Origin of the sequence: Yersinia nurmii (assembly GCF_001112925.1) — a bacterium.
GTDB classification, from domain to species: domain Bacteria; phylum Pseudomonadota; class Gammaproteobacteria; order Enterobacterales; family Enterobacteriaceae; genus Yersinia; species Yersinia nurmii.
On record NZ_CPYD01000001.1, the window covers coordinates 595,708 to 616,019 of the forward strand.

Sequence of the window (20,312 nt, forward strand, 5' to 3'; positions counted from 1 at the left end):
CGTTTATCTGCCTGCTCATTCCTTTAGCCTGCATGCTATAGTGGCGCCTTGCCGTGCTAATGAGTAATGAAAACAATGACAATTAAAAACGTTATCTGTGATATCGACGGCGTGTTGTTGCATGACAACACCGCCGTTCCCGGTGCTGACGCTTTTCTGGCTCGAATTCAGCATGAGGGAATGCCACTGGTGATCCTCACTAACTACCCTTCGCAAACCGCTCAGGATCTGGCTAACCGCTTTGCGGCTGCAGGATTGGAAGTGCCAGAAAGCGCGTTTTATACCTCAGCAATGGCTACTGCAGATTTCCTGCGACGTCAGGAAGGTAAAAAAGCCTATGTGGTGGGCGAAGGCGCATTAATTCACGAGCTTTACAAAGCAGGCTTTACCATCACAGATATTAATCCTGACTTTGTGATTGTGGGCGAAACCCGCTCCTACAACTGGGAAATGATGCATAAGGCGGCGTTCTTCGTGGCCAACGGCGCACGTTTTATCGCGACCAATCCGGATACCCACGCACGTGGCTTTGCACCAGCCTGCGGCGCTCTTTGCGCGCCGATTGAGAAAATATCTGGCCGTAAGCCGTTTTACGTCGGCAAGCCTAGCCCGTGGATTATTCGGGCTGCGCTGAATAAGATGCAGGGTCATTCGGAAAATACCGTGATTATTGGTGATAATCTGCGTACCGATATTCTGGCTGGCTTCCAAGCTGGCTTAGACACGATTCTGGTTTTGTCCGGTGTTTCAACGCTGGACGACATTGAGGCTATGCCTTTCCGTCCAAGCTACGTTTACCCATCAGTAGCAGATATCGATATCATCTAAGCATTCCTACATATGATGGCGGCAAAGTAGCCGCCACTTCTGTTATACGTTATTGAAATACCACTCATTGCCACATTCTTCCTCAAAACCAGCCCCGTTAATCGCCTATCACTCTAAATTCCTGAATGCTTAGTCCAGAATAAAGCTGCCAATGCCACGGTGAAGTGAACAATGCAAGCGATCGAGATACCTGGGCCTACCGCAACGAGGGGAAACTCTGGAAGTCAACGCCACTATGACCGCATCGGCGCGCCCTCCTTAATCATTAGCTTTATCAACAATTCAAATTCATCCAATACCCAATAGATTTCGCGTTGCAGCAAGGCGGGAATGGAATGTATCCCTGGTAGCTTAGTCTGCTAAGTGACTGGGGAAGGAAGACGTCAACGCCGCTGCGGTGTGAAAGATGCCGAGGATTCCCTTTTTTGGTGCGTTGCACCAAAGTTCTTGCATTAACTCCCCATTTTGGCGCATTTTCTTGTAATGCATATTTTCCACGCCGCCAAAATTCACAAAACAACAACTATCTATATTGGCGTGTTTTTTGCATATTTTTCTTATTACTCGTCGTTACATACCTGAAAAATTTCATATTACAGCGTGAAAAATTAAGGGGATAGGGTTGTTCCACCCAAGCGTAATGACAAACAACATCATCACCGCCACAAGCTAAAGAAGTTAGGGAGATAATTATGTGTTCTATTTTCGGGGTGCTCGATCTAAAAACCGATCCAATCGAATTACGCAAAACTGCATTGGAAATGTCGCGATTGATGCGCCACCGCGGGCCAGATTGGTCCGGGATTTATGCCGGTGATAACGCTATTTTAGCCCATGAGCGTTTATCTATTGTTGACGTTAACGCCGGAGCTCAGCCGCTGTATAACACCGCGCGTACTCATGTGCTGGCGGTTAACGGCGAGATTTATAACCATCAGGCTCTGCGTCAGCAGTATGGCGATCGCTTTGAGTTTCAGACCGGTTCCGACTGCGAAGTCATTCTGGCTCTGTATCAGGAAAAAGGCCCTGATTTCCTTGACGATCTGCAAGGAATGTTTGCCTTTATCCTGTATGACGCAGAGAAAAATGCGTACCTGATTGGCCGCGATCATATGGGGATTATTCCGCTGTATATGGGCCATGATGAGCACGGCAATATGTTCGTCGCATCTGAAATGAAAGCACTGGTTCCGGTATGCCGCACAATTAAAGAATTCCCAGCCGGCAGCTATTTATGGAGTCAGGACGGCGAAATTCGCGAGTACTACCACCGCGACTGGTTCGATTACGAAAATGTAAAAGACAACGTTACGGATAAAAATCAGTTGGCCAATGCGCTGGAAGAAGCAGTGAAAACTCACCTGATGTCGGATGTGCCTTACGGCGTTCTGCTGTCTGGTGGGTTAGATTCCTCCGTAATTTCGGCTATTACCAAGAAATTTGCCGCCCGTCGGGTAGAAGACGATGAGCGTAGCGAAGCCTGGTGGCCACAGCTGCATTCCTTCGCCGTCGGTCTGGTGGGATCGCCGGATCTGAAAGCCGCGCAGGAAGTAGCGAACCATTTAGGCACCGTGCATCACGAAATTCATTTCACCGTGCAGGAAGGGCTGGATGCTATTCGCGACGTGATTTATCACATTGAAACCTATGACGTGACCACCATTCGCGCCTCAACGCCAATGTATTTGATGTCACGTAAAATCAAAGCAATGGGCATTAAGATGGTCTTATCCGGCGAGGGTTCCGATGAGGTCTTCGGCGGCTATCTCTATTTCCATAAAGCGCCAAATGCCAAAGAGCTGCACGAAGAAACCGTACGTAAACTGCTGGCTCTACATATGTATGACTGCGCTCGCGCCAACAAAGCGATGTCCGCCTGGGGCGTAGAAGCGCGCGTACCCTTCTTGGATAAAAATTTCCTCGACGTGGCGATGCGCATTAATCCGCAGGATAAAATGTGCGGAAATGGAAAAATGGAAAAACATATTTTGCGCGAATGTTTCTCTGCGGATCTGCCTCACAGCGTGGCCTGGCGCCAAAAAGAGCAATTCTCCGACGGCGTCGGCTATAGCTGGATCGACTCGTTAAAAGCAATGGCAGCGGAGCAAGTTACCGATCAACAACTGGAAACCGCTCATTTCCGTTTCCCTTACAACACGCCAAATTCGAAAGAAGCTTATTTGTATCGCGTAATCTTTGAAGAGTTATTCCCGTTACCAAGCGCAGCAGAATGCGTGCCAGGCGGGCCATCCGTAGCCTGTTCGTCGGCAAAAGCCATTGAGTGGGATGAATCCTTTAAAAATATGGATGACCCATCCGGCCGTGCCGTAGGCGTGCATCAGGATGCATATAAGTCATAATTTGCGGTTTCTATTGCCTAATTAAGCACCGCGAACCTTGTAAATAGCGTTAAACAGGGCGGCCTTTGGGTCGTCCTGTTTCTTTCACCGTCAATCCCCCTACTTAATTCCTCCGCAAGTCAATAGACCTGCCGCTTTTAACCTTTTATTTTGTCGTTAAATTCAACAATGAATCCCTATAATTGCCTATTTTATCGCCAGACTGTTCACAAGCCAAACAAACGAACCCTTTCAGCGCTTTTTCGGGAAAAAACTAGTTGACGCAAATCGGCCATATACGCATAATGCGCCCCGCAACGCCGATGAAGGTTGTGCAGAAAAAAGATGGCTACGTAGCTCAGCTGGTTAGAGCACAGCACTCATAATGCTGGGGTCACAGGTTCGATTCCCGTCGTAGCCACCATCTTTTTTCATGTATGCGGGAGTGGCGAAATTGGTAGACGCACTAGATTTAGGTTCTAGCGCCGCAAGGTGTGCGAGTTCAAGTCTCGCCTCCCGCACCATTTTCATCGGTTGTCACAGTAGATGGGATATCGCCAAGCGGTAAGGCACCAGGTTTTGATCCTGGCATTCCCAGGTTCGAATCCTGGTATCCCAGCCATTTCTTTGAGGTGGAATACTGTCAAACTTAAGTTGTAATTAAAAAGAATTGTATATCAGTTGGGATATCGCCAAGCGGTAAGGCACCAGGTTTTGATCCTGGCATTCCCAGGTTCGAATCCTGGTATCCCAGCCATACAATTTTTTGCTTTAAAAGATTTAAAGATGGCTACGTAGCTCAGCTGGTTAGAGCACAGCACTCATAATGCTGGGGTCACAGGTTCGATTCCCGTCGTAGCCACCATCTTTTGGGGTATCGCCAAGCGGTAAGGCACTGGATTCTGATTCCAGCATCCCAGGTTCGAATCCTGGTACCCCAGCCATATTTAGAAAAGCTCGCTTCGGCGGGCTTTTTGCTTTTTTGTTTTTGAGAAATCAACCAAACCGGATGGTTCGCAGAACGAACAAATCAGAGAAACTAGCGGGAAACATGAGAGAATTCAGCGGCCCATCGGTTGTTGATAAGCCGCCAGGAAAGATATTTTTTATAATCCCAGTGCGTATTTCAACGCATGTTCTTTTAATCTCCCCGCTCGCTGGGCGGCAATCAATGCCAGATTGCGCACCATTCTCACCGGCGGTAAATCATTGCTAAACGCGGTGTAGAATAAATCCATTCCGCTTTGCATCATCAGATTGTCGGTACGCCGTTTGCGTTGATAGCGCAGCAATACGGTTTCGCTATCCCAAGGCTCGGCCAACTCTCGCGCCTCATTCATCACATCCAGCAATGCATCCACGTCGCGATAGCCCAGATTAACCCCCTGTCCGGCCAGCGGATTGATGGTATGAGCCGCATCCCCCAACAGCACTAATCCCGATTGCACATAGCGTTGCGCATGACGACGGGTTAACGGGAAGGAACCGGTGGCAATCGCATTCACTCTCCCCAGACGTTCAGGAAATGCGGCAGCAATTTCCTGATTCAACTGTGCCAAGGGCATACTTTGCAACTGGCGGATGCGCTGCGGGCTGTCGTACCACACCAGCGAGGCCCAGTTATCAAACAACGGCAAAAACGCTCGCGGTCCGGAAGGGAAAAATTGCTGCCAAGTTACATCTTGCGGCGGCGCGCCGGTATCTACGGTAATCAGCATACAAGACTGACGATATTGCCAGCCGCTGGTGCCAATACCGGCTAAACGGCGAACCAGAGAGTTAGCCCCATCGGCACCCACCACCAAACGCGCCTGTAGCTGCTCTTGCGTGTCTAACGTGAGCTGCCAATGCTGCTCCACTCTTACCATGCTTTGTAAGCGTGACGGGCACAGTAGCGTTAAATTTGCGCACTCATCGATCTGTTGCCACAGCGCCAACTGTAAAACCCGATTTTCTACCATAAAACCCAGTTCTGGCAGTGACAACGATACCGCATCGAACACAACCTTAGAGCCGGGCATTTCCCAGGTTTCCAGGCGACGATAAGGGGCATAACGCATTTCCTGCACTCTTTGCCAGACGTCCAACTGCTTCAGCAAGCCGACCGAGGTACAGCCAATAGCGGAAATCCGCAGATCCGGCACGCTTTGACTATCAAAGGCCGGCGGTGCTTCATGCTCCAGTAGCGCCACTGACCAGCCGCTTTGCGCCAGCCCTAAGGCCGCTGCTGCACCGACCATCCCGCCCCCTACCACGACAACATCGTAACTTTGTTGAGATTTTTTCATTTCGGCTACGCTTCAAAAATTGAGGTTCCGCCCATCAGTTTGGGCATTTTGTCTGACGTCAGTGTACCGGATTTTTCCTTACACAGCAGGTTAACTCAGACTTCCCGCACTGGTTTCACTCCGGCCAAATGACTACAATACCCTGCAAGAACTAAGTCTTTGTGCTATTCACACCGCTCGGAGCAAAATAAAACCCAATGACAAAAAAACTCCATATCAAAACTTGGGGCTGCCAAATGAACGAATATGATTCGTCTAAAATGGCAGACCTGCTAGCTAGCACGCACGGTTATGAGTTAACCGATGTGCCTGAAGAAGCTGATTTACTGTTGCTAAATACCTGCTCCATTCGCGAAAAAGCGCAGGAGAAAGTCTTCGCGCTGCTGGGGCGTTGGAAGCAGTTGAAAGAAACAAATCCCCAGTTAATCATTGGCGTGGGTGGCTGCGTGGCCTCTCAAGAAGGTGAGCATATTCGCCAACGTGCGCCTTGTGTAGACGTTATTTTCGGGCCGCAAACTTTGCATCGCCTGCCGGAAATGCTGAACCACGTTCAGGGAACCCGTAGCCCGATTGTTGATATCAGTTTCCCAGAAATAGAAAAATTCGACCGTCTACCGGAACCTCGCGCCGAAGGTCCTACCGCCTTTGTGTCCATCATGGAAGGCTGCAATAAGTACTGCACTTTCTGCGTAGTGCCTTATACCCGTGGGGAAGAGGTCAGCCGGCCAAGTGATGACGTGCTGTTTGAAATCGCTCAGTTAGCGGCTCAGGGCGTGCGGGAAGTCAATCTGCTCGGTCAGAACGTAAATGCCTACCGCGGGGCTACCTATGACGGCGATATCTGTAGTTTTGCCGAACTGTTACGTCTGGTAGCTGCGATTGATGGCATAGACCGCATTCGTTTCACCACCAGCCATCCTATCGAATTTACCGATGATATTATCGCGGTGTATGAAGATACGCCTGAATTGGTTAGCTTCCTGCATTTGCCGGTACAAAGCGGTTCGGATCGCATTCTAACCATGATGAAACGCGCCCACACCGCGTTGGAATACAAATCCATCATTCGGAAATTACGCAAGGCTCGCCCGGATATTCACATCAGCTCCGACTTTATCGTGGGTTTTCCCGGTGAAACTCAGGCCGATTTCGAGCAAACCATGAAGCTGGTTGCGGAAGTGAATTTTGATATGAGCTACAGCTTTATCTACTCGTCACGTCCCGGAACGCCGGCAGCAGATTTGCCGGATGATGTTTCCGAAGAAGAGAAAAAGCAGCGGCTGCATATTTTGCAAGATCGTATTACCCAACAGGCGATGAATTTCAGCCGAGCAATGGTTGGCACCGTCCAGCGAGTATTGGTGGAAGGCACCTCACGCAAAGACGTAATGGAACTGGCGGGCCGCACTGAGAATAACCGCATCGTGAATTTCGAAGGCTCGCCAGAGATGATCGGTAAATTCGTCGATGTCGACATTGTTGATGTCTACACCAACTCTCTGCGCGGTGTAGTGGTACGAACCGAAGAGCAAATGGATTTACGCAGCGTAGAATCGCCGCAGTCGGTGATTGCCCGGACCCGCAAGGAAAATGACCTTGGCGTGGTGCAATACCACCCCTAGCCTGAACCGATGAATTTTGATGATTTTCTTTCAAAAATTCACAAAATGAATCATTGAAGGTCATCAGCCCGTGGGACACGCGATTTCTGCGCACCATCGCACAGATAGACAAGCAGTGGACTTGCGTCCACTGCGCTCACCATGAATAATTCCCGAATGACATGTATTATTGATATCAGGCATAACGTAAAAGAAATACTCGCCTTATGTGAATCAATATCAACCGGCCCGATGTGACCTAGAGGAACTCAGTGACCCAGAGAAACAGTTTGCACGTAACGACACAAGAAATCCTGCTTGAGCCCACCGACAATCAGCGTTTGCTGAGCCTGTGCGGCCCTTTTGATGACAACATCAAACAGCTTGAACGCCGGTTGGGCATTGAAATCAATCGCCGTGATAACCGTTTTAAGCTGGTCGGTAAGAACATCTGCGTCAATGCGGCAGCAGAAATCCTGCGCCACCTCTACGTAGACACCGCTCCGATTCGCGGCGTCATTCCTGATATCGATCCGGAACAAATCCATCTGGCAGTGAAAGAAAGCCGGGTGCTGGAACAAACGGCAGAAAGCGTCCCTGATTACGGTAAAGCGGTAAATATCCGTACCAAGCGCGGTATGGTGAAGCCTCGTACGCCAAATCAGGCGCAGTACATTGCCAATATTCTCGACCACGATATTACTTTTGGTATCGGCCCTGCCGGTACGGGTAAAACCTATCTGGCGGTTGCCGCTGCGGTAGATGCGTTGGAGCGACAGAACGTGCGCCGCATTCTGCTGACTCGTCCGGCAGTTGAGGCCGGAGAAAAACTGGGCTTCCTGCCCGGCGATCTCAGCCAGAAAGTCGATCCCTATCTGCGACCGCTGTACGATGCCCTGTTTGAAATGCTGGGTTTCGAGCGCGTAGAAAAACTGATTGAACGCAATGTGATTGAAGTTGCACCGCTGGCCTATATGCGCGGCCGCACGCTCAATGATGCGTTTATCATTCTGGATGAAAGTCAGAACACCACTATCGAACAGATGAAGATGTTTCTGACCCGAATTGGTTTTAACTCCAAAGCGGTCATCACCGGCGATATCACCCAAATCGATTTACCTCGCCATCAGAAATCTGGTTTGCGTCATGCCATAGAGGTACTGTCGGACGTAGAAGAACTCAGCTTCAACTTCTTCCACAGTGAAGACGTAGTGCGGCATCCTGTGGTAGCTCGGGTAGTTATCGCCTATGAAGCCTGGGAAGCCGCAGAACAAAAACGTAAAGACGCCAGCGCAGAGCAACGCAAGCGTGAAAACCACACCCCGTCAGAGCAGGAGGCTCAGTGAGCCAGGTTATATTAGATTTACAGATTGCCTGTGAAAACAGTCAGGGTTTGCCAACTGAAGCCGACTTCCAGCGCTGGCTGGAAGCCGTCTTGCCTCAGTTTCAGGAAGAATCAGAGGTCACTATTCGAGTGGTTGATGATGCGGAAAGTCATGAACTGAATTTGACCTATCGTGGTAAAGATAAGTCAACCAACGTACTATCCTTTCCCTTCGAAGCACCACCTGAAATAGAATTGCCGCTGTTGGGCGATTTGATCATTTGCCGTCAAGTGGTTGAACAGGAAGCCGTTGAACAGAATAAAGCCGTATTGGCCCATTGGGCGCATATGGTTGTTCACGGCAGTCTTCATCTGCTAGGGTATGACCACATCGTCGATGACGAAGCCGAAGAAATGGAGTCAATTGAAACTGAAATCATGCAGAGTCTGGGTTATCCCGATCCGTATCTTTCAGAAAAAGACCCCGAATAATGCGTTGGCAGCGTGCTATTTACGCTGCTGATAATGACAATACTTAACATGAGTAAACTTAACTAAAACGCCATGAGCGACGACCATTCACAAAACAATGATAGCCCCAGTCCCAAGAAAGGGTTCTTTACTCTTATCCTTAACCAATTGTTCCACGGCGAACCTAAAAACCGTGGCGATCTGGTCGAGCTTATCCGTGACTCAGAGCAGAACGATCTGATCGATCCCGATACCCGTGACATGCTGGAAGGCGTCATGGACATCGCCGAGCAGCGCGTGCGGGATATTATGATCCCTCGTTCTCAAATGGTCACACTCAAGCGTAACCAAACGCTGGATGAGTGCTTGGATGTGATTATTGAATCCGCCCACTCCCGCTTCCCGGTGATCAGTGAAGATAAAGATCACATTGAAGGCATCCTGATGGCCAAGGATTTGCTGCCGTTTATGCGCACAGATTCCGAACCGTTCAGCATCGACAAAGTGTTACGGACGGCAGTTGTCGTGCCGGAGAGCAAGCGTGTCGACCGGATGCTAAAGGAATTCCGCTCCCAACGTTATCATATGGCGATAGTCATTGATGAGTTTGGCGGTGTTTCAGGGCTGGTTACCATTGAAGATATTCTGGAACTGATCGTTGGCGAAATTGAAGATGAGTACGATGACGAAGAAGATCGCGACGTTCGTCAGCTCAGTCGTCATACCTACACCATCAGGGCATTGACTCAAATCGAAGATTTTAACGAAGTGTTCAATACCCATTTTAATGATGATGAAGTGGACACTATCGGTGGTTTAGTCATGCAAGCCTTTGGTCATCTGCCTGCGCGCGGAGAAACCATTGAAATTGAAGGTTATTTATTCAAAGTTGCCATGGCTGATAGCCGACGTATTATTCAGGTTCACGTTAAAATACCGGATGATGCACCACAACCGAAATTGGAAGAATAAATTCTCGATGGCTAACGCTTCGTTATTCAATCGCCAGTGGGTTCGCGCCCTGCTGGCGCTATTTTTTGGTGCCAGCGGTACGCTGGCATTTTCCCCCTTCGATTTCTGGCCAGCCTCGCTAGTATCCCTGTTTGGTTTACTCAGTCTGACTCTAAATCGCAGTGCTCGACAGTCTGCCTTTATCGGTTTTATCTGGGGAATGGGGCTATTTGGCACTGGCGTAAACTGGGTTTATGTCACTATCGCCGAATTTGGCGGTATGCCAACGCTGGTCAACCTATTCTTGGTGGTGTTACTGGCGGCCTACTTGTCGCTCTACACCATGCTGTTTGCCGGCGCATTAACCCGCCTGTGCCCAAAACCTACCTGGTGGCGCTTAGCCATTGCCGCGCCTGTCTTATGGCAACTGAGTGAGTTTTTACGCGGCTGGGTGCTGACCGGTTTCCCTTGGCTGCAGTTCGGTTATACCCAGATTAACGGGCCGCTGAAGGGCATTGCACCGATTTTAGGCGTTGATGGCGTTACTTTCATGCTGGTCGCCATCAGTGGATTACTGGCTTATGCGCTCCACCAGCGACGCTGGCTGCCAGCGGTTATTGCTACGGCTTTATTGCTGCTGCCCTGGCCGCTGCGCCAATGGCACTGGTTTACCCCTCAACCGGAACGCGCAGTAAATGTGGCGATGGTGCAAGGTAATATTGCTCAATCGATGAAGTGGGATCCGAAGGCGCTAATCGATACCCTGCAAGTGTATTTGAATGCCAGCCAGCCTTATATGGGCAAAGCTCCAATAATTATCTGGCCTGAATCCGCTATTCCCGATATTGAAACCGATCAAACTGCCTTCCTGACCATGATGGACAGCTTGATGCGCGCCAATCACAGTAGCCTGATTACCGGTATTGTTGATGCTCGCAATACGCCGGATGGCTACCGTTTCTTTAACAGCTTGATTGTGCTCGGCGATAAAGAGCCCTACCAATATCCGACGGTAAATCGCTACAGCAAGCATCATCTGGTACCTTTCGGTGAATATGTCCCGCTGGAAGCCCTGCTGCGGCCACTCGCCCCCTTGTTCAACCTGCCAATGTCTTCATTTAGCCGCGGTAGCTATGTACAACCACAGGTCAACGTAGCCGGTTTTGATATGACGGCGGCGATTTGCTACGAAATTATCCTGGGCCAACAGGTGAGAGACAATTTCAAAGCGAATTCGGATTTCTTGCTAACCATTTCCAATGACGCTTGGTTTGGCCATTCCATCGGCCCATGGCAGCATTTCCAGATGGCGCGCATGAGAGCGCTGGAGCTGGGTCGTCCTTTGCTGCGTAGCACCAACAACGGCGTCACCGCTGCGGTGGGAGCTGACGGTAACGTATTGGCTCAGATCCCTCAGTTCACGCGCGAAGTACTGGAAGTCAAAGTGACACCGACCACCGGTCTCACGCCTTATGCCCGTTTTGGCGGTTGGCCACTCTGGGTTATTACGCTGATTTTGGGTGTGATCACGCTGGGTTTCGTCGCGCGTTCAGGTAAGAATTAATCGATCCGAATGCACCTCACGTTCATTCGACGTAAAAAATCGCCGCAACACCTCTGCGTTGCGGCGATTCATTTGCCCTTCACCCATCTGAAGTTGCATGAAGTTAACGCCAGTAACGCCGTGGAGATGTTTCCTAAATTTCGATCAAAATAGCGCTGTTTATACGGATTGCGGCCTTATTACCCGTATTACGCTAATATTGCGCATTGGAATGGCGGCTGTTATGGTTCTCGCTAATACGAATAATTAGCATAATTATTAACTGAGACTGTATGCAACTGAATCCCGAATTTATCCTGACAACTGAAGATCAGTTGAATCAGCACTATGCGCAGCCTAATAAAAACGTGATGCAAAAGCAGATTGGTCATCTCGATAGCTATGCCCGAAAGCTGATCGCAGCTTCCCCGTTCGCTATTTTAGGTACCTTTGGCGCTAGCGGCGTTGACTGTTCACCTAAGGGCGGAGAACCCGGTTTTATTCATGTTGAAGACGATAAAACCTTATTATTTCCGGATCGCCCGGGGAATAACCGTCTGGACGGCATCCGTAATCTGCTGCAAAACCCATTCCTCGGTATTTTGTTCCTGATTCCCGGCTGGAATGAAGGTTTTCGAGTAAATGGCCGCGCTAAAATCAGCGTTGACCCAGAACTGTGCAACCGCTTTGCACAAAATGGGCAGCCCGCGCGCAGCGTTCTGGTGATCGAGGTTACCGAGGTCTTTATTCACTGTGGCCGAGCTATTACTTTTGCCGAACTGTGGAACCCGGAAAAACAGGTCAAAAAAGAACAGCTCCCATCAGTGCTAGAGGTGTTTAAAGCCCATATCGCTATTACCCAACAGCTCACGCCCAACGAATAGTCGCCTTTTTCCCGCATTTTCTCTCCCGCGTTCCGCGGGAGAACCACAACTGGCACACGCCTTGCAATATTCCTTGTGATTCGGGTCTTTATCCCTCGGTTTTCTTATTTTCAACCAGGGCTGGCCGTTTTATTGCACAAATTTAGCGCATCAACAGCACGAACTTGGTGCACGTCGGTTTAATTGCCTTTATTTGGTGCGATTTCCGTCTCAAAAGACAAACATTTTAATATCATTTATATAACAACATACGTTTTTATCGCGATAATCTGTTACAAGTAAAAGAAGAGATCGCTCGTTAATAAAGCGGTAATGATTTTTTTGTCATATACCCAATTCAGATAAGACGATTTCAGCATCACAACATCAAGCAGCACCACAACATCACAGGAGTTGGACCATGCAAATGCGTAAACTGGCGTTATCGCTACTGTTAGTTGGAATGGCAAGTAGCGTAGCCCATGCGGAAGAACTGACTGGCACGCTGAAGAAAATCAAAGATAACGGCGTGATCGTCGTTGGCCATCGTGAGTCTTCCGTTCCCTTCTCTTATTACGATAATCAGCAGAAAGTAGTCGGTTATTCACAGGATTACTCCAACCTGATCGTCGATGCGGTGAAGAAAAAGCTGAATCTGCCGGATTTACAGGTCAAGCTGATTCCCGTGACGTCACAAAATCGTATTCCATTGCTGCAAAATGGCACCTTTGATTTTGAGTGTGGTTCCACCACCAATAACATCGAGCGCCAGAAACAGGCCGCATTCTCCAATACCATCTTTGTGGTTGGTACCCGTTTACTGACAAAAAAAGACTCTGGAATCAAAGATTTCAAAGACCTGACTGGTAAAGCCGTGGTAGTGACTTCCGGAACCACTTCTGAAGTGCTGCTGAATAAGCTGAACGAAGAAAACAAAATGAACATGCGCATTATCAGCGCCAAAGATCACGGGGATTCCTTCCGTACGCTGGAAAGCGGCCGCGCTGTTGCCTTTATGATGGATGACGCCCTGCTGGCCGGTGAACGTGCCAAAGCCAAGAAATCCGGGGAATGGGAGATTGTAGGTACGCCGCAGTCTCAGGAAGCCTACGGTTGTATGTTGCGTAAAGATGACCCGCAGTTTAAAGCTTTAATGGATGAAACCATTGCTAACGCGCAAACCTCTGGCGTAGCAACTAAATCCTTCGAGCGCTGGTTCACACAGCCTATCCCACCGAAAAATCTGAACCTGAATTTCTCTCTGTCTGATGACATGAAAAAGCTGTTCAAAGAACCTAACGACAAGGCATTGAACTAAAAATAATATCCGGGGCAGTACGCTGTCCTGGTGATTGATGATGACCGTTTGGTAGACAGGATGCGGGGTGGCCGTTCCCCACTCCGCATTTTTTTGTTTCCTTTCGGTCAGCGCGGTGCGGCTATTCATCATCAGTCTTCAGGGTGGTTTCTCCACCCTTTTAAGGGAGTTAGCTATGTCTATAGACTGGAATTGGGGGATTTTCCTTCAACCCGCCCCATTCGGTAACACCACCTACCTAGGCTGGATTTGGTCTGGCTTTCAGGTCACGGTTGCGCTGTCACTGAGCGCATGGGTTATTGCCTTTTTCGTCGGTTCCCTGTTCGGTATTTTACGAACCGTCCCCAATCGGCTCCTTTCGTCAATCGGTACCTGTTACGTGGAGTTATTCCGTAACGTCCCGCTCATTGTGCAATTCTTTACTTGGTATCTGGTGGTTCCCGAACTGCTGCCGACCCATATCGGCATGTGGTTTAAAACCGAGTTAGACCCGAATATACAGTTCTTCCTTTCTTCCATGCTATGCCTTGGGCTGTTCACCGCAGCTCGTGTCTGTGAGCAGGTTAGAGCCGGTATTCAATCCCTACCGCGAGGCCAAAAGGCCGCTGGGCTGGCGATGGGCCTGACTCTGCCACAAACCTATCGCTATGTATTATTGCCCAATGCCTATCGCGTCATCATTCCGCCGATGACTTCCGAAATGCTGAATCTGGTAAAGAACTCGGCGATTGCATCAACTATAGGTCTGGTGGATATGGCGGCGCAGGCCGGTAAGCTGCTGGATTATTCCGCGCATGCCTATGAATCCTTCACGGCAATCACGTTGGCTTATGTCTTAATCAACGCCGTTATCATGCTGATTATGCGATTGGTAGAAAAGAAAGTGCAGTTACCCGGCAATTTGGGGAGTAAATAATGTACGAATTTGACTGGAGTTCCATCGCGCCCAGCATGCCTTATTTGCTACAAGGGCTGGTCGTTACGGCCAAAATTACCGTTATCGCTATCGTTTTCGGCATTCTGTGGGGCACCATACTGGCGGTGATGCGTTTGTCGTCGATCAAAGCGATTAGCTGGTTTGCCACCCTTTACGTCAATCTATTCCGTTCAGTGCCTTTAGTCATGGTATTGCTGTGGTTCTATCTAGTGGTTCCAAGCTTATTACAAAATGTGCTTGGGCTATCGCCAAAAACCGATATTCGACTGATCTCAGCCATGGTAGCCTTTTCCCTGTTTGAAGCGGCCTATTACTCGGAAATTATCCGAGCGGGGATTCAGAGTATTTCCCGCGGACAATCATCCGCCGCTCTGGCTTTAGGGATGACCCAAGGCCAATCGATGCGTCTGGTTATTTTACCTCAGGCATTTAGGGCCATGGTTCCGCTCTTGCTCACTCAGGGCATCGTGTTATTCCAGGATACATCGCTGGTGTATGTGCTTAGCTTGGCCGATTTCTTCCGCACCGCAACTACCATCGGTGAGCGTGACGGTACTCAGGTCGAAATGGTTCTGTTCGCCGGTTTGGTTTATTTTGTTATCAGTATTGCGGCGTCGATGCTGGTTAACTATTTGAAGAAAAGGACTGTTTGATGATTTCCCTGAAAAATGTTTCTAAGTGGTATGGTCACTTTCAGGTTTTGAGCGACTGCTCCACCGAAGTTAAAAAAGGTGAGGTCGTGGTAGTCTGCGGTCCTTCAGGCTCAGGCAAATCCACCCTGATTAAAACCGTCAACGGGCTGGAACCTATTCAACAAGGTAGTATTTTTGTTAACAACATTGCCGTGAATGATAAAGGCACCAATCTGGCTCAGCTACGTTCCAAAGTCGGCATGGTTTTCCAGCATTTCGAACTGTTTCCTCATTTATCGATCATCGAAAACCTGACGCTGGCTCAGGTAAAAGTATTAAAACGCGATAAAGCCGCCTCGCGGGAGAAAGGACTAAAACTGCTGGAACGCGTCGGGTTAACGACTCATGCCGACAAATTCCCGTCTCAACTTTCCGGCGGTCAGCAACAACGTGTCGCCATCGCCCGTGCGCTGTGCATGGATCCTATCGCCATGCTGTTTGACGAACCGACTTCGGCACTCGATCCGGAAATGATCAATGAAGTGTTGGACGTTATGGTCAAACTGGCTCACGAAGGCATGACGATGATGGTCGTCACTCATGAAATGGGCTTTGCCCGCAAAGTGGCGCATCGGGTGATCTTTATGGATGAAGGGAAAATTGTCGAAGACAGTAATAAGGACGATTTCTTCAACAATCCTAAATCTGAGCGAGCTAAAGATTTCCTCGCTAAGATTCTGCACTAACACCTAACCCATAATTATCCTCCCTTTCGGGGGAGGATTTGAATCTCCCTCTCCTGTTTCACTGCCGTTTATTGCCTCTTTTGATTATTTTGTCCATTGTCGGCAATAAATAGACACAACAAGAGGAAAACCTATGTCCCGCTCTATTATTATCGATTGCGATCCCGGCCATGACGATGCCATTGCACTGATTCTGGCTCTCGCCTCCCCCGAACTGAAAGTCGAAGCCGTGACCACCAGCGCCGGTAATCAAACGTCGGAAAAAACGCTGCGTAACGCACTGCGTATTTTGACCTTGCTGAAACGTCAGGATATTCCCGTGGCTGGTGGTGCGCAAAAACCTTTGCTTCGCGAACTTATCATTGCCGATAACGTACACGGAGAAAGTGGGCTGGATGGCCCGGCTCTGCCTGAACCTGATTTTGCGCCCCAAGCGGAAAATGCGGTGGAACTGATAGCCAGAGTTCTGCGCGCCAGCCCGCGTCCCATCACTCTGGTCGCCACGGGCCCTTTGACCAATATCGCCTTATTGCTCGCCAGTCACACCGAACTGACGCCCAAGATCGAACGCATCGTGATCATGGGCGGCTCGGTCATGTTGGGCAACTGGACGCCAGCGGCAGAGTTTAATATTTATGTCGACCCTGAGGCCGCCGAACGGGTATTCCAATCCGGCATTCCCCTGACCATGGCCGGGTTGGATGTCACCCATAAAGCACAGGTAATGAGCGAGGATATTGAGCGTTTCCGTCAGCTTGGTAATCCGGTGGCCGACGTGGTCGCCGGTCTGTTGGATTTCTTTATGCTTTATCATCGCCAGGAACGCTGGGGCTTTAAAGGTGCGCCATTGCACGATCCTTGTACCATTGCCTGGCTCCTAGCTCCCGAGCTATTCCAAAGTATTGACCGTTGGGTTGGAATAGAAACTCAGGGCAAATACACACAAGGCATGACGGTAACGGATTTCTATCAATTGACGGGGAAAACGGCCAATACGCAAATATTGATGGATATTAATCGACAGAGTTTTATTGATTTACTGGTAGATCGCGTAGCTCGCTACGGGAAATAACGGTTTTATGACACTCCGCACAGGCGGAGTGTCTATAAGTGAAGGTTATGGCTGGAATGGGCGACGGTGGAATTGATCGTGACCGCATTTTGGGCAAAGAGGTAATACTTCCGGAGTATAGAACGCTAAGTGGTGGTGGCATTTTTCACAAACCAGATTGCCTAACCCGACCACTTCCCCACTGTGATAAACCCCGTGGTGGCTGACATCCTTAAACACTTCGCGCCATTCAAGCTGGGTTTTATCGGTAATATCGGCTAATTCTTGCCACAGACTCTCTTTGATAACCCGCATGAAAACGCTATCAGTAAACTCGTCCTTACTTTCTTCGTAACTACGAGCAAACTCCTCCAAATCCCGACGAACGGCCTGGGTAATCTGATCGACTTCGCTGCGCGTTAAATCTTCTACCGTGTTCAGCCGTTGTTCCGCACTGGCGACCAGTTGATCGATATCCCGTTCTCCATTCTTCAAGCGCTCGGTCAGCGATGCCACTAATTCACGGTAATATTGAGCCACCTTGTTCATACAGTCTCCTCGAGTAACCGGTGATAAAGCGTATTTTTCGCCTGAGAGTTAAAGTTATCTCTATTTATTTTAGCCGTAAATATCTGATGTCACGCGATCATTGGGGGGTGACCGCCCTCACTCTGCCCATTAATGCTATCCGTCGCGCAGAAAAACGCGACAGTGACCCGCAGAGTGTTGTTGCGGCTGCCGCTTATCAGCTATGCTATGCGGATCTCACTTTATGATATTAAACAGATGATGCTACAGGTGTAGCTGTTTTCACTATAGGACCATTGGCTGCCATGCAAGAGCAATACCGCCCGGAAGATATCGAATCGCACGTTCAGCTTCATTGGCAAAAGAAGCAAACTTTCAAAGTGACTGAAGACGCGAGCAAAGAGAAATACTACTGCCTCTCTATGCTGCCATATCCGTCTGGCCGCCTACATATGGGTCACGTTCGTAACTACACCATTGGTGACGTGATTTCGCGCTACCAGCGTATGCTGGGTAAAAACGTCCTACAGCCTATCGGCTGGGATGCATTTGGTCTGCCAGCTGAAGGCGCAGCAGTTAAAAATAACACCGCCCCAGCTCCGTGGACTTACGACAACATCGAATATATGAAGAACCAGTTGAAACTGCTGGGCTTCGGCTATGACTGGGATCGCGAAATCGCCACCTGTAAACCTGACTATTACCGTTGGGAACAATGGTTCTTCACCAAGCTGTACGAAAAAGGCATGGTCTACAAAAAGACCTCCGCGGTAAACTGGTGCCCTCACGATCTGACGGTTCTGGCTAACGAACAGGTTATCGACGGCTGCTGCTGGCGCTGCGATACCAAAGTCGAACGTAAAGAAATTCCGCAGTGGTTTATCAAAATCACCGATTATGCCGATCAGTTGCTGAACGATCTGGACAAGCTGGAAAGCTGGCCAGAGCAGGTAAAAACCATGCAACGCAACTGGATTGGCCGTTCTGAAGGGGTGGAAATTACCTTTGACGTGGCTAACAGTGCGGAAAAACTGACTGTTTACACCACCCGTCCAGATACCTTCTTTGGCGTAACCTACGTGGCCGTTGCTGCCGGTCACCCGCTGGCGCTAGAAGCGGCCAAAACCAACCCGGCGCTGGCCGAGTTCGTTGACGAATGCCGTAATACCAAAGTGGCCGAAGCCGAAATGGCAACTATGGAGAAAAAAGGCATGGCCACCGGCCTGTCTGCTATCCATCCGTTGACCGGCGAAGAAGTGGCGATCTGGGTCGCTAACTTTGTATTGATGGATTACGGCACTGGCGCAGTGATGGCCGTTCCGGGTCACGATCAGCGCGACTGGGAGTTTGCGACCAAATACAACTTGCCAATTCAGCCGGTAATTTTGACCGCAGAAGGCACCGCGCCTGATTTGAGCGCCGCGCCATTGACCGAAAAAGGCACTCTGTTCAATTCAGGAGAATTCGACGGTCTGGATTATCAGGCTGCTTTCGATGCTATCGCCGATAAGCTGGTAGCGCTTGGCGTGGGTCAACGCAAAGTGAACTACCGCCTGCGTGACTGGGGGGTTTCCCGTCAACGCTATTGGGGTGCGCCAATCCCGATGATCACGCTGGAAGACGGTACCGTGGTACCAACGCCAGAAGATCAACTGCCAGTGATCCTGCCTGAAGACGTGGTTATGGACGGTATTACCAGCCCAATTAAAGCCGATGCCGAGTGGGCAAAAACCACCGTTAACGGTTTGCCAGGTCTGCGTGAAACCGATACTTTTGATACCTTTATGGAATCATCCTGGTACTACGCGCGTTACACTTGCCCGCAATATGACGAAGGCATGCTGGACCCGGCTGCGGCTAACTACTGGCTGCCGGTCGATCAATATGTGGGCGGTATCGAACACGCCATCATGCATTTGATGTACTTCCGCTTCTTCCATAAGCTGATGCGCGATGCAGGCTTAGTGGATTCGGATGAACCCGCCAAGCGCCTCCTGTGTCAGGGCATGGTTCTGGCCGATGCCTTCTACTACACCGGTAGCAACGGCGAGCGTATTTGGGTATCTCCGGTTGACGCCATTGTTGAACGTGATGACAAAGGCCGTATCACTAAAGCCGTTGATGGCGAAGGCCATGAACTGGTTTATGCCGGTATGAGCAAAATGTCGAAATCGAAGAACAACGGGATCGACCCACAAGTCATGGTCGAAAAATACGGCGCGGATACCGTTCGTCTGTTCATGATGTTCGCTTCTCCGGCAGAAATGACGCTGGAATGGCAGGAGTCTGGTGTTGAAGGGGCTAACCGCTTCCTGAAACGCGTATGGCGTTTGGTGTTTGAGCACGCCAGCAAAGGGGCTACACAGCCGCTGGATATCGCCAGCCTGACTGAAGATCAAAAATCACTGCGTCGCGATCTGCACAAAACCATTGCTAAAGTGACCGATGACGTTGGTCGCCGTCAGACCTTCAACACAGCGATTGCCGCCGTGATGGAGCTGATGAACAAACTGGGTCGTGCGCCACAGGAAACCGAGCAGGACCGTGCCTTCATGCAAGAAGCACTGCTGGCCGTGGTGCGTATGCTGTATCCGTTCACCCCTCACGTCTGCTTCACTCTGTGGCAGGAACTGGGCGGCGAAGGCGATATCGATACCGCTCCGTGGCCAGTGGCTGATGAGCAGGCCATGGTTGAAGATTCTAAGTTAGTCGTGGTACAGGTAAACGGCAAGGTTCGCGGCAAGATCACCGTGCCAGCCGATGCAACTGAAGAATACGTACGTGAGTGCGCAAGTCAGGAGCGTCTGGTGGCAAAATATCTGGATGGGGTTACGATTCGTAAAGTGATCTATGTCCCTGGCAAACTGCTTAACCTGGTTGTAGGTTAAGACA

General features: G+C 49.8%; 17 protein-coding genes and 6 tRNA genes. 21 read left to right on the plus strand and 2 right to left on the minus strand.

Translation table 11 applies throughout. The features are described 5' to 3' along the window. Positions 1-75: 75 nt before the first annotated feature. From AD970_RS02640 to AD970_RS02675, 8 genes are all read left to right on the plus strand, one after another. Positions 76-828, plus strand: coding sequence for an HAD-IIA family hydrolase (locus AD970_RS02640; RefSeq protein WP_049596769.1), 753 nt, complete (start codon positions 76-78; stop codon positions 826-828). A gap of 692 nt (positions 829-1,520) precedes the next feature. Beyond that, the gene (asnB, locus tag AD970_RS02645; RefSeq protein ID WP_049596770.1) at positions 1,521-3,188 is read left to right on the plus strand and encodes an asparagine synthase B; all 1,668 of its coding nucleotides are present in this window, start codon (positions 1,521-1,523) and stop codon (positions 3,186-3,188) included. A gap of 326 nt (positions 3,189-3,514) precedes the next feature. After that, positions 3,515-3,591: transfer RNA gene (locus tag AD970_RS02650), tRNA-Met, on the plus strand. Between the two features lie 15 nt (positions 3,592-3,606). Further along, positions 3,607-3,691 (plus strand) — tRNA-Leu (locus AD970_RS02655). Between the two features lie 23 nt (positions 3,692-3,714). Continuing rightward, positions 3,715-3,789: transfer RNA gene (locus AD970_RS02660), tRNA-Gln, on the plus strand. Positions 3,790-3,849: 60 nt separating this feature from the next. Then, positions 3,850-3,924: transfer RNA gene (locus AD970_RS02665), tRNA-Gln, on the plus strand. 31 nt (positions 3,925-3,955) lie between these two features. After that, positions 3,956-4,032: transfer RNA gene (locus tag AD970_RS02670), tRNA-Met, on the plus strand. Positions 4,033-4,037: 5 nt separating this feature from the next. Beyond that, positions 4,038-4,111 (plus strand) — tRNA-Gln (locus tag AD970_RS02675). A 162-nt stretch (positions 4,112-4,273) separates the two neighbouring features. On the opposite strand, the gene ubiF is transcribed toward AD970_RS02675, so the two are convergent. Beyond that, positions 4,274-5,455 carry a 3-demethoxyubiquinol 3-hydroxylase gene (gene ubiF, locus AD970_RS02680; RefSeq protein WP_049596771.1) on the minus strand — a complete coding sequence of 394 codons (1,182 nt, stop codon included), beginning with the start codon at positions 5,453-5,455 and terminating at the stop codon, positions 4,274-4,276. 197 nt (positions 5,456-5,652) lie between these two features. On the opposite strand from ubiF, the gene miaB reads away from it, so the two are divergent. From miaB to rihA, 11 genes are all read left to right on the plus strand, one after another. Then, positions 5,653-7,077, plus strand: a complete 1,425-nt coding sequence (gene miaB, locus AD970_RS02685; protein WP_049596772.1) for a tRNA (N6-isopentenyl adenosine(37)-C2)-methylthiotransferase MiaB — start codon at positions 5,653-5,655, stop codon at positions 7,075-7,077. Positions 7,078-7,328: 251 nt separating this feature from the next. Further along, on the plus strand, positions 7,329-8,402 hold the full coding sequence (locus AD970_RS02690) for a PhoH family protein (RefSeq protein WP_209429056.1): 1,074 nt from the start codon (positions 7,329-7,331) through the stop codon (positions 8,400-8,402). After that, positions 8,399-8,872: an rRNA maturation RNase YbeY gene (gene ybeY / locus AD970_RS02695; RefSeq protein WP_049596773.1), complete on the plus strand. Its 474-nt coding sequence runs from the start codon at positions 8,399-8,401 to the stop codon at positions 8,870-8,872. Before AD970_RS02690 ends, ybeY begins: the two co-directional genes overlap by 4 nt. A 72-nt stretch (positions 8,873-8,944) precedes the next feature. Further along, a complete protein-coding gene (gene corC, locus AD970_RS02700; RefSeq protein ID WP_049596774.1) occupies positions 8,945-9,823 on the plus strand; it encodes a CNNM family magnesium/cobalt transport protein CorC in 879 nt (292 codons plus the stop codon). A 7-nt stretch (positions 9,824-9,830) separates the two neighbouring features. Continuing rightward, the gene (gene lnt / locus AD970_RS02705) at positions 9,831-11,366 is read left to right on the plus strand and encodes an apolipoprotein N-acyltransferase (protein ID WP_049596775.1); all 1,536 of its coding nucleotides are present in this window, start codon (positions 9,831-9,833) and stop codon (positions 11,364-11,366) included. 272 nt (positions 11,367-11,638) lie between these two features. Further along, on the plus strand, positions 11,639-12,229 hold the full coding sequence (locus tag AD970_RS02710; protein ID WP_049596776.1) for an MSMEG_1061 family FMN-dependent PPOX-type flavoprotein: 591 nt from the start codon (positions 11,639-11,641) through the stop codon (positions 12,227-12,229). 400 nt (positions 12,230-12,629) lie between these two features. Continuing rightward, entirely contained in the window at positions 12,630-13,526 is an 897-nt protein-coding gene (locus AD970_RS02715) for an amino acid ABC transporter substrate-binding protein (RefSeq protein WP_049596777.1), read from the plus strand. Positions 13,527-13,701: 175 nt separating this feature from the next. Then, positions 13,702-14,442, plus strand: coding sequence for an amino acid ABC transporter permease (locus AD970_RS02720; RefSeq protein ID WP_049596778.1), 741 nt, complete (start codon positions 13,702-13,704; stop codon positions 14,440-14,442). Next, entirely contained in the window at positions 14,442-15,116 is a 675-nt protein-coding gene (gene gltK / locus AD970_RS02725; RefSeq protein ID WP_049596779.1) for a glutamate/aspartate ABC transporter permease GltK, read from the plus strand. The genes AD970_RS02720 and gltK overlap by 1 nt, the downstream gene beginning before the upstream one ends. Further along, positions 15,116-15,841, plus strand: coding sequence for an amino acid ABC transporter ATP-binding protein (locus AD970_RS02730; RefSeq protein WP_049596780.1), 726 nt, complete (start codon positions 15,116-15,118; stop codon positions 15,839-15,841). Before gltK ends, AD970_RS02730 begins: the two co-directional genes overlap by 1 nt. A gap of 133 nt (positions 15,842-15,974) precedes the next feature. Next, on the plus strand, positions 15,975-16,913 hold the full coding sequence (gene rihA, locus AD970_RS02735) for a pyrimidine-specific ribonucleoside hydrolase RihA (protein WP_049596781.1): 939 nt from the start codon (positions 15,975-15,977) through the stop codon (positions 16,911-16,913). Between the two features lie 45 nt (positions 16,914-16,958). Here the strand turns inward: rihA and AD970_RS02740 are convergent, their stop codons facing one another. Then, positions 16,959-17,441 (minus strand): zinc ribbon-containing protein, encoded by a 483-nt coding sequence (locus AD970_RS02740; RefSeq protein ID WP_049596782.1) that lies wholly within the window; start codon positions 17,439-17,441, stop codon positions 16,959-16,961. A gap of 20 nt (positions 17,442-17,461) precedes the next feature. Between AD970_RS02740 and AD970_RS02745 the strand changes: the two genes are divergently transcribed. Next, a complete protein-coding gene (locus AD970_RS02745; RefSeq protein ID WP_049596783.1) occupies positions 17,462-17,668 on the plus strand; it encodes a hypothetical protein in 207 nt (68 codons plus the stop codon). Positions 17,669-17,725: 57 nt separating this feature from the next. Continuing rightward, on the plus strand, positions 17,726-20,308 hold the full coding sequence (gene leuS / locus AD970_RS02750) for a leucine--tRNA ligase (protein WP_049596784.1): 2,583 nt from the start codon (positions 17,726-17,728) through the stop codon (positions 20,306-20,308). Positions 20,309-20,312 lie beyond the last annotated feature (4 nt).

Excerpts from the sequence above, each read along its gene's own strand:
- ubiF (WP_049596771.1), bottom strand. The coding sequence starts at position 5,455 with ATGAAAAAATCTCAACAAAGTTACGATGTTGTCGTGGTAGGGGGCGGG.
- leuS (WP_049596784.1), top strand. The coding sequence starts at position 17,726 with ATGCAAGAGCAATACCGCCCGGAAGATATCGAATCGCACGTTCAGCTT.
- rihA (WP_049596781.1), top strand. The coding sequence starts at position 15,975 with ATGTCCCGCTCTATTATTATCGATTGCGATCCCGGCCATGACGATGCC.
- AD970_RS02730 (WP_049596780.1), top strand. The coding sequence starts at position 15,116 with ATGATTTCCCTGAAAAATGTTTCTAAGTGGTATGGTCACTTTCAGGTT.
- asnB (WP_049596770.1), top strand. The coding sequence starts at position 1,521 with ATGTGTTCTATTTTCGGGGTGCTCGATCTAAAAACCGATCCAATCGAA.
- corC (WP_049596774.1), top strand. The coding sequence starts at position 8,945 with ATGAGCGACGACCATTCACAAAACAATGATAGCCCCAGTCCCAAGAAA.
- AD970_RS02640 (WP_049596769.1), top strand. The coding sequence starts at position 76 with ATGACAATTAAAAACGTTATCTGTGATATCGACGGCGTGTTGTTGCAT.
- AD970_RS02710 (WP_049596776.1), top strand. The coding sequence starts at position 11,639 with ATGCAACTGAATCCCGAATTTATCCTGACAACTGAAGATCAGTTGAAT.
- miaB (WP_049596772.1), top strand. The coding sequence starts at position 5,653 with ATGACAAAAAAACTCCATATCAAAACTTGGGGCTGCCAAATGAACGAA.
- AD970_RS02740 (WP_049596782.1), bottom strand. The coding sequence starts at position 17,441 with ATGAACAAGGTGGCTCAATATTACCGTGAATTAGTGGCATCGCTGACC.
- lnt (WP_049596775.1), top strand. The coding sequence starts at position 9,831 with ATGGCTAACGCTTCGTTATTCAATCGCCAGTGGGTTCGCGCCCTGCTG.
- AD970_RS02715 (WP_049596777.1), top strand. The coding sequence starts at position 12,630 with ATGCAAATGCGTAAACTGGCGTTATCGCTACTGTTAGTTGGAATGGCA.
- AD970_RS02720 (WP_049596778.1), top strand. The coding sequence starts at position 13,702 with ATGTCTATAGACTGGAATTGGGGGATTTTCCTTCAACCCGCCCCATTC.
- gltK (WP_049596779.1), top strand. The coding sequence starts at position 14,442 with ATGTACGAATTTGACTGGAGTTCCATCGCGCCCAGCATGCCTTATTTG.